Below are 9,532 nucleotides of genomic sequence, written 5' to 3'. Positions count from 1 at the left end.
GTGTGTCAGTCAATACTTCTATTACTGATCCACCGCATTCGCGAGCAAGCCCGCTCCCACATTTGAACGGTGTTCTTCTTGGGGTTAGTGTTCGATCACTTCACCGTGCATCACCGCCAAGCGGGCGATCAGGCGGTTCTGTACCGGCACCGAAATCCCCTCTTTGTCCATCGCCTTGATCAAATCCTCCACCAACGCATTAAAGTCACTGCGACTCACATGCTGCCCCTTGTGACTCTCCGCCATGCTATCCCCGGTATAGGTGCACGGCCCGCCCGCCTCCACGCAAAACTGTTCAATCAACTTGTCGCGCAATCGCTGGATATCAATCCGCCGAAACCGTTCGACGATGCGTTCATCCCGGGCGATGTTCAGCAGCAGGCCCTCAACAATCCGCGTGATGCCGGGCATGGCGCCCAGGTCGCGGTACAGGCTGTCATCCTTCGGCGGTTGTTGCGCGCAGGCGCTCAGGCACAGGACGAATACCAGCGGTAGCCAGCGCATCAGAAACTCCCCTGCACAGACAGATAGGTGCCGTTCTGGTTGTCCAGCGTGGCGATTTCGCCGAGGCGCGCGTAGGCCAATACAAACGACACATGCTTGTTCGGAAAGTACCCGACAAACACATCCGCCCAATCACTCTCACCGGCAAACGACAGGTTGTCAGGCTTTTCGCGGTATTCCACGCCCACTGCCCAGCGCGGGTTGAACAGCAGCGCCACCGAGCCTTCCTTGAGCAGGCTGCGGCTGTCACGGCGGTCGCCGCCAAAACCGAGCAGGCCGGTTTCATTGGCGCGGCTGTAGCGCAGGCTGCCATTGACCAGCACGTTGTAGCCAAAGGCCGCGCCCATGAACAGGCGGCTGGCGGCGAGGTAGCCTTCGACGTCGCTGTCGCGCTTGGCGCCCACCAGCTTGGGGATGTCGAAATTGGTCTGGTGTTTGTATTCCAGGCCCAGGGACACTTGGGGCAAATCGTCGTAGATCACATCGCCAAACAGCCGCACCTTGAGGCCGAGCACGTCCTGGCCAAGGTTGTCTTCGGGCAGGTTCAGCTTATGCACCAAGGTGCCGAGGTCGAAGCGCTGGCGGGCGTAGGACACTTCGACTCGATTGTCATAGGCCAGCGCCAACCCCGCCACGTCCAGCCGATAGTCCGGCAGGTTGACCGTGGTGGCGAACGCCGTGGCGCCCCATTCCTGTTTTTCGCCGTAGCCGGCCAGCACCGCCCACGGCGTGATCCCGCCGCCCGCAACCCCTTCGATGCTGCTGGCGCCACCAGTGGCAATCAGGCGGCCGTTATCGGCCAGCGCCGTTTGCAGGGTCAGGGCGCCAAGGCAACCGATCAGAAAAGAACAACGCACGCTTAAGCCACTCAATGAACCAGGGAAGTTTGCGCACTGAGGGGCAAGGCCACCCAGGCTTCGAAAGCGTCGGCGCTCAACGGCCGACTGATCAGGTAACCCTGGGCCGTGTCGCACTGCCAGCGTTCCAGCAGGCGCAGGCTGTGGGCGTATTCAACGCCCTCGGCGACCACCTTGAGGCCCAGGTTGTGGCTCATCTCGATGGTGGAGCGCACGATCACCGCGTCTTCACTGGTTTCATCGAGGTTGCGCACGAAGGATTGGTCGATTTTCAACTCTTGCACCGGCAGGCGCTTGAGGTGCGCCAGCGACGAATAACCGGTGCCGAAGTCATCCACCGACAGGCTGATGCCGCAGTCGCGCAACAGGTGCAGGACTTTCAGGGCTTTTTCCGGCTCGCGCATCACCGCGCTTTCGGTGATTTCGAACAGCAGTTGTTCGGCCGGCAAACCATAACGACGCAACAACGCTGAGACCCGATGGGCCAGTTCGTCGCCGAGCAAATCATCGGCCGAGATGTTCAACGACAGTTGCAGGCACAGGCCACGCCGGTTCCATTCGCACAGTTGGCGAATGCCCTCCTCGATCACCCAGTGGGTCAACAACTGAATGCTGCCCGAGCGTTCGGCCAAGGGGATGAATTCTGCCGGCGAGACCATGCCGAACAGCGGGTGCTGCCAGCGCAACAAGGCTTCGGCCTGGCGTACGTGGCCCTGGCGGATGTCGAGTTTCGGTTGGTAATGCAGCAGCAACTGGCCTTGGTTGGGCGCGTGGCGCAAGTCGCGGATCAGGGTGATCTGGCGACGGTGCGCAAGGTCACGGCCGTGTTCGTAGACCTGCAAGCGGCCGGGCATTTGTGCGGCGTCTTTCATCGCGATTGCCGCACGTTCCAACAAGGTATGCGCGCTTTCACCGTCGGCCGGGTAAGCCGCGATGCCCAGGCGACAATCCAGCGCCAGGTCGTGGCCGTTGATGCGGCGCGGGCGTAGCAGCAGCTGTTGCAACTGGTCGGCCAGGCCCACCGCTTCGTCGCAGCCGGCGCCTTCAAGCAGCAGCAAAAATTCGTCGGCGATCAAATGCGCCAGGGTATCGCCGGGGCGCAGCGCGGCTTGCAGGCTGCGGCTGACTTCCAGCAACAGCTGGTCCACCGCATCCGGCCCGGCGGTTTCGCTGGCGGCGCGCAGGTTGTCGATGCCCAGGTAGATAAGGGCCATTGGCCGGTGCGTGGCGATGGCGCTGCCCAGGCGTTCCATGGCCAGCGCGCGGTTGGGCAAGCCGGTGAGGCGATCATGCAAGGCGTTGTGCGCCAGTTGCTGTTCGCGTTCGGCAATACCGCTTTGCATCGAGTTGACCGCGTTGGCCAGGCGCCCCAGTTCGTCACTGCGCGGCAACACCACGGGCGTCTGGTAATCGCCCTGGCCGATGCGCTCGGCTGCGAGGGCCAGGGCTTGCACCGGGCGCGACACGCCACGGGCCAGCAGCAAGGCGCCGATCAACGAGGCAATCAGCGCGATCAAGGCAATGCCGAGGATTTTTTCATCCAGCGGCGCAAAGGCCTGCATCGCCGCGTCCAAGGGGCTCTGCAACAAGGCCAGGACCTGGCCGTCGGCATCGCTGGCCAGCACCAGCGACTGGCTGAGAAAACTGTGTTCCAGGTGCTCGGTGGTGGCCACGCCATGCTGGCGGCCCTGCTCCAGCATCAGGCTGGTAAGGCTGTCGCGCAGGACCTGGGGTTGGGTGCTGACCAACTCCCCCGGTTGCTGGCGATCAATGGTGAGGAACGACACTTCCAGGTTGCTCAGCGAACGCAGTTCTTCGGCGAACGCGCTGTCCATGCGCAAGCCCATCACCACCCGCGCAATCGGCAGCGGCGCCAGCACCGGCGCTTCCACCAGCAGGTGCGGCATGCCTTGCAGCGGCACCATCAGCATGGTCTGGCGATTGCGCCGTGCGTCACGCAAGGCTTGGTCGTAGCGAAAAATCGAACCCTCAGGCACCTCATCGAGGGTACTGGCGAGGACGGTGCCATCCATGCCCAGCAGGATCATGTCGCTGGCATTGATGCGCTTGCCGTGGTTGAACAGCACCGAGCGCATGGTCGCCGAATCGCCGCTGGCCACCGCATCGCGAAAACCAAAGTCCGCCGCCAGCAGTTGCACGCCATCGGCCAGGCGCCGGCCGCGCACGTCGAGCAAGCGTTCGAACACGCGCGCGCCGACGTCCAGTTGCGCCTTGGCCTGGCTGCGCACGGCGTCGCCCGTCGCGGCTTTCACGCTGAAGTACAGCGCGCCGATCACCACCAGCAACAGCAGGATCAGCACACTGGCGACACGCGCCTGGAAACTACTGCGCAGTTTCACGGGCGGCTCGATTGAAGGCGTCGCCAAAGGCCGTCGGTGTGGGCGTGGGCGGCAGGTCGGCGGACGGTGGTTCGAGGCTCAGTTGCACGGCGTGGCTCAGGCCCGCCGCCGGAATGTTCAACGTGCCGCCGTCCAGCGGTTGCATGTCGGCCAATTGCGGGTGCCACAGGGTGACGTGGTAGGCGCCGGCCGGCAGGTTGTCCAGGCGCACGTGGCCCTGGGCATCGCTGACGCCGAAGCGCGGGTCATCGGTGACGTAGATGTAGCCGAGCATCCAGTCGTGAATGTTGCAGCCGAGCACCACCACGCCGGGCTTGTCGAACAGCAGCGGGTCGGTGGGCGTGCCTTCGTACAGGCGCAGTTCGAAGCGCTTGGCCGCCGAAAACGAATAGACCTGGTGACGGATATTGTCGCTATTGGGGAAGCGCACCTGGGTGCCGGTGTGTACCGCCAGCACATGGGGCGCGAACTTCTGGCCGCGTTGGTCCATGTCGGCCTTGAGCGCACCGGCCGGCGCACCGACCGGGCCTTGCAGGGTCACCACGGCGTCGCTGACTGGCGATTGGTCGGCCTGGCGCAGCACCACGTCGAGGGTCGCGGCACATACCGCGCCGTGGCTCGACAGCAATAAGGCGGCAAAGGATAACTGCAGGAAAATCCGATTCATCAAGGGTCCGCGCGGCAATAGAAAAATAGGCGGCCTGCCTTGGCACTGAAACTGGGGCAATACGTGTCACGGTGCAGATGATGCCGCAAACAAGGCAAATTGCCATCATTGATTTTGCGGCAAAGCCTGACCGTTGGTCGGCAAAAACCTATGCAACCGGTCAAGGTATGTAGAGCTTATCGGCGCCGCCCAAAGAATCTGTAGGCGTGCAAAAGGCCTTTTCTAGAGCGGCACCCGTTCGCGGCGCATCCACATCTCGAACGCCATGGCGTTCAATGGCCGGCTTATCAGGTAACCCTGGGCGGTGTCGCACTTCCATTGCTTGAGCAGCTTCAGGCTCGGCGCGAACTCCACGCCTTCGGCCACCACCTTGAGCCCCAGGTTGTGGCTCATCTCGATGGTGGAGCGCACGATCACGCCGTCGCCGCTGGTGCTGTCGAGGTTGCGCACAAAGGACTGGTCGATCTTCAACTCCTGCACCGGCAGGCGCTGCAACTGCGCAAGTGACGAATAGCCGGTGCCGTAGTCGTCCACCGACAAGCTGATGCCACAGCCGCGCAGTTGCTCCAGCACGTTCAGCGCCTGTTGCGGGTTGTGCATGATCGCGCTTTCGGTGATCTCGAAAATCAATTGCTCGGCGGCCACGGCGTATTGCATCAACAAGGCGGTGACGCGAATCGCCAGGTCATCATCGGCCAGGTCGTCCACGGAAATATTCACCGACAGCTGGATATGCAACCCCCGCTGCCCCCACTCGCCGATCTGGCGGATCGCTTCTTCGATCACCCACAGGGTCAGGCTGCCCATGCTGCCGGTGCGTTCGGCCAGGGGAATGAATTCGGCGGGTGAGACCTGGCCCAGGGTCGGATGCTGCCAGCGCAGCAAGGCCTCGGCCTGGCGCACATGCCCGTGGTTGAGGTCGAGCTTGGGTTGGTAGCACAGGAACAATTCGCCCTCGACCACGGCGCGGCGCAGGTCACGGATCAAGGTGATCTGGCGTTGGTGGGCCAGTTCGCGGTGCTGTTGGTAGATCTGCAAATGCCCCGGCAGGCTCGCCGCATCGTGCCGGGCAATCGCGGCGCGGCTTATCAACTCTTCCACCTGCTGGCCATCGGCGGGGTACGCGGCGATGCCGATGCTGACTTCATGGCGCACTTCGTCATGGCCGATGCGCTGGGTTTCGGTGAGCAGCGCGTAGAGGCGGTCGGCGCGTGCGACGGCGCGGTCGATCTCGGTGTTTTCCAGCAGCACCAGGAACTCACTGCCGGTGATGCGGGCGGCGGTGTCGCTGGCCAGCAGGCTCATGGACAAGCAGCGGCTGGCTTCGCGCAGCATTTCTTCCACGCCTTGCGGGCCGAAGCCTTCGTTAATCACCCGGTAGTTTTCGATGCCCACGTACAGCAACACCACGGGCCGGCGTGCACTGATCGCACTGCCCAGGCGCTCCATGGCCAGCGCGCGGTTGGGCAGGCCGGTGAGCGGGTCATGCAAGGCGTTGTGCGCCAGTTGCCGCTCGCGCACGGCGATGCCGCTTTGCATGGCATTGAAGGCGCGGGCCAGCAGGCCGAATTCATCGTGGCTGCGCACCCGCACCGGCGTGCGGTAGTCGCCGGCACCAATACGCTCGGCCGCCTCCACCAGCGCATTCAACGGGCGCGACACGCGCCGTGCCAGCAACAGCGCACCGGCCAGCGACACCACCAACACGGCCAGGGCAATCCCGAGGAACTGCCGGTCCAGCGGCGCAAAGGACTCCAGCACATGGTCCAGCGGGCTTTGCAGCAGTACGCGCACTTCATCCCCTTCACCCGTATTGGCCAGCGACAGTACCTGGTTGAGCATGCGCTGGCCGTGGAAGCCTTCGATATGGGCCTCGGGATTGACCTGCGCCTGGCGCAACGTCGTGACGATATCCGGCTGGACGGTGTCGGGCTGGGTGGTGAACAACGGCCCGGGACGGCCGTCCTGCACGGCGAGGAACGACACTTCCAGGTTGCTCATGGCCCGCAGTTCGTTGGCGAACTGCGCGTCCATCGGGAAGCCCATGACGATGCGCGCCACGGGCTGCGGGTTGAAGACGTCCTTTTGCACCAGCAGGTACGGTCGCCCATCCATGGCCACGATGAGCATTTGCAAGCCACTGCGCCGCGCATGGCGCAAGGCGTTGTCTTGGGGGAACGGCGTGCCGCGGGAGAACAGTGGCAAGGTGCTGACCATCACCTTGCCGTCAAGGCCCAGCACAAACACTTCGCTGGAACCGATGCCGGTGCCATGGCGGTCCAGCGCCGCCAGAATCGACGCAGGCTTGCCCTCGGCCACCGCTTGTTTGAAGGGCTCGTCCGCCGTCAGCCAGTCCAGCCCGTATTGCAGGCGACGGCCGCGCAGGTCGAGCAGGCGCTCGAACACCTGGCTGCCGGTCTCCAACTGGACCTCGGCCTGGTTCTCCACGGCACGGGTGGTGGCGGTCTTGACGGCGAAGTAAGTGGCCGCGACCACCACCAACAGCAACAGCGCGAGCACCCCGGCGATACGGGTCTGGAACGTATGGCGCCACCTCATCGCTGTGCCCTCTGGCAGCGTGCGTCTGTTTCTGCCACTACGTCCCTGTGTCATAGGCTTCCCTGGCAACTGCTGACCCGGCGTCAAAAAAACATCCATTTGCATTGGATATTCGGTTTAAGCAGATTAGCTGGGAGCTGGGATAAGTACACCCAATAAAACAAGGAATGTTACTGTCAAGTTATTGGCGGCACGGGTTTGACTGGTTGCTTGGAGAGACAGATAAACCAGGGGCTGAAGGAGATCCAATGTGGGAGCGGGCTTGCTCGCGAATGCGGTGGATCAGCCAACACAAATAGCGACTGACACACCGCTTTCGCCAGCAAGTCGAATCGTCGCACCGCCGCTCCCACACAAGCCCACTCCTCTATTCAGCTTCCGCGTGCGCGCATGAAATCGCCCCATCTGCGCACCAAATAGTTGTGCTCATCCATCACCGAGTTCCACACCGCAATATGCCCCATGCGCTGTTCATAAGAACCGCCGTCACGCACTTCGCCAATATCGATCAACGGCAGGCCATCACTGCCCAGCAACTCTTCCCGCGCAGGTTGGCCGGCGTACCAGTAATCCCACTCGGCGCTGCTCAGGTGGTCGCGGCTGCGCGCCGGGTTGCCGATGTAGTAGCCCTGGCGCGCCATCACCGCGCCGGGCCAGCCGGACAGCCACCAGTTGAGGTAGGCGTAGGCCGCATCCAGCACCGGCCCCTGGGCATGGCGCGACAATGACAAGCCGCCAAACCAGGCGCGATAGCCTTCACGCGGCACCGCCAGGCGGTATTTCACCCCGGCGCGGTGCAGGCGCATCAGGGTCGGCGACCACAGGCTCTGGATGTCGATGCTCGGGCTGAGCATCAATTGCGCGGCCTCTTCGTCATCCGACCAGAAGGCGGCGAAGTGGCCTTCCTTCTGTTTGCGCACGAGGATGTCGGCGAGCACGTCGATCTCTTCGATGCTCATGTTGCCGATGTCGTTGAACTGCGCGAGCCCCGCGCCCTGCACCGCCAGCGCGGCATCCAGGGCGCCGATGGCGGCGTCGCTTTGCAGCGCGGTGCGTGCGCGCCAGGCCGGGTCGAGCAGCCAACCCCAGCTTTCGTTGCCGTGGCAAAAACCGTCGGGCAGGCGCTCGGGGCGGTAGGCAAAACTGTCGGCGTTGTGGGTCAGGGGCAGCATGCTGATGCGTTCGGTGACGGTGCTGCCGAGGCTGCCGTCGTGCTGCACGAACAGGCGCTCGCTGGGCACGCTGCCGCTGCCGAGGCGGTCATCCGGCGACAGGCGGCCGCGCTTGGGCAGGTCGTTGATCTCGTGCCACAGCGCGATGCGCCGCGTGTCGATGGGCTGGATCGCCCGCGCCGGCCAGACAAAATCGACGTTGTGGAACCACTGGTCATACAGGTCGTAGCTGTCGGGCTGCATCACCGCGATGCGCTGGGCCTGCTCCACATCGTGCACCTGATACACCAGGCGAATGCCCAGCTCCTGCTCGGCGCGTACGCGCAGGCATTCCAGCAAGGTCACCGAGGTGCCAAGGACACGCAGGGTAATCATGGGGCGAACCGCCGCGAGAACACGTCAAACGAGCGGCGCAGCTGCGCCGGGTCGAGGCCGCGCAGGATAAACACCAGGCGCGATTGGCGGTCGTTGCCCGGCCAGGCCGGCAGGTGCACCGGGGCGTGCAGGCAGTGCTGCACGCCATGAATGACGATGGGGGCGTTGCTGGCGTTCACGTTGAGCAGTCCTTTGACCCGGAGGATTCGTTCGCCGTGGCATCTTAACAGCATCGACAGCCACACCCCGAAGCCGACCCAATCCAGCGGCCGGTCGAAGGTCAGGCAGCACACTTGCGCGGCGCCGTGGGTGGCGGTGGTGGGTTGATGCAGCTGCCAGCGGCTGACTTCGACGGCGGGTTCGGCGCTGCGCAACCCTTCGCCGAGCAGCAGTTGCTCGCCGCTGTGGATGTCCTGGGTATCGAGGATCGGTGTGCCGGCGTTGAGCGCCTGCAAGTGCGCGCGCAGCACAGTGCTGTCGCCGGCCAGGTCGGTCTTGCTCAGCAACAGGCGATCCGCCGCCGCGACCTGGGCCAGCCATTCCGGGTGCAACCGCTCTTGCAGCGTGGCGTGGCTGGCGTCGACCAGGGTGATGACCAGGCCGATATGAAAGCGCCCGCGCAGTTGCACGTCGTTGTTCAAGGTCGCGAGGATCGGCGCCGGGTCGGCCAGGCCGGTGGTTTCCAGGATCACCCGTTTGAACGCCGGGATTTCCCCGCGCTCGCGACGTTGCAACAGGCCGAGCAGCGCGTCCTTCAACTCGCCGCGAATCGAACAGCACACGCAGCCGCTGGGCAGCAGCACGGTGTCCGGCGCGACCTCTTCCACCAGCAGATGGTCGATGCCGACGTCGCCGAATTCATTAATCAGCAATGCCGTGTCGCCGAGGCTTTCGCCTTGCAGCAGGCGCTTGAGCAAGGTGGTTTTGCCGCTGCCGAGGAAGCCGGTGATGACGTTCAGCGCAATACTCATGGTCGTTTCCCATTGTGGCGAGGGAGCTTGCTCCCGCTGGAGTGCGCAGCGCTCCCAAGCTTTTGGG

General features: G+C 63.8%; 7 protein-coding genes. All 7 read right to left on the bottom strand.

Features of this window, described 5'->3' with window-relative positions; genetic code table 11:
• Positions 1–84 precede the first annotated feature (84 nt).
• Positions 85–504, bottom strand: coding sequence for a group 1 truncated hemoglobin (locus NUV89_RS24410; RefSeq protein ID WP_257783345.1), 420 nt, complete (start codon positions 502–504; stop codon positions 85–87).
• On the bottom strand, positions 504–1,361 hold the full coding sequence (locus NUV89_RS24405; protein WP_257783344.1) for a DUF3034 family protein: 858 nt from the start codon (positions 1,359–1,361) through the stop codon (positions 504–506). Before NUV89_RS24405 ends, NUV89_RS24410 begins: the two co-directional genes overlap by 1 nt.
• Before the next feature lie 11 nt (positions 1,362–1,372).
• The gene (locus tag NUV89_RS24400; RefSeq protein WP_257783343.1) at positions 1,373–3,721 is read right to left on the bottom strand and encodes a bifunctional diguanylate cyclase/phosphodiesterase; all 2,349 of its coding nucleotides are present in this window, start codon (positions 3,719–3,721) and stop codon (positions 1,373–1,375) included.
• The gene (locus tag NUV89_RS24395) at positions 3,705–4,388 is read right to left on the bottom strand and encodes a methylamine utilization protein (protein ID WP_257783342.1); all 684 of its coding nucleotides are present in this window, start codon (positions 4,386–4,388) and stop codon (positions 3,705–3,707) included. Before NUV89_RS24395 ends, NUV89_RS24400 begins: the two co-directional genes overlap by 17 nt.
• A gap of 222 nt (positions 4,389–4,610) precedes the next feature.
• A complete protein-coding gene (locus NUV89_RS24390) occupies positions 4,611–6,947 on the bottom strand; it encodes a bifunctional diguanylate cyclase/phosphodiesterase (protein WP_257783341.1) in 2,337 nt (778 codons plus the stop codon).
• A gap of 371 nt (positions 6,948–7,318) precedes the next feature.
• A complete protein-coding gene (locus tag NUV89_RS24385; protein ID WP_257783340.1) occupies positions 7,319–8,494 on the bottom strand; it encodes a PotD/PotF family extracellular solute-binding protein in 1,176 nt (391 codons plus the stop codon).
• Positions 8,491–9,465: a GTP-binding protein gene (locus NUV89_RS24380; RefSeq protein ID WP_257783339.1), complete on the bottom strand. Its 975-nt coding sequence runs from the start codon at positions 9,463–9,465 to the stop codon at positions 8,491–8,493. The genes NUV89_RS24385 and NUV89_RS24380 overlap by 4 nt, the downstream gene beginning before the upstream one ends.
• Positions 9,466–9,532: the final 67 nt, after the last annotated feature.

The organism is Pseudomonas sp. 18.1.10 (assembly GCF_024655625.1).
Taxonomy (GTDB): domain Bacteria; phylum Pseudomonadota; class Gammaproteobacteria; order Pseudomonadales; family Pseudomonadaceae; genus Aquipseudomonas.
This window is presented reverse-complemented; position numbering and strand designations above follow the sequence as displayed.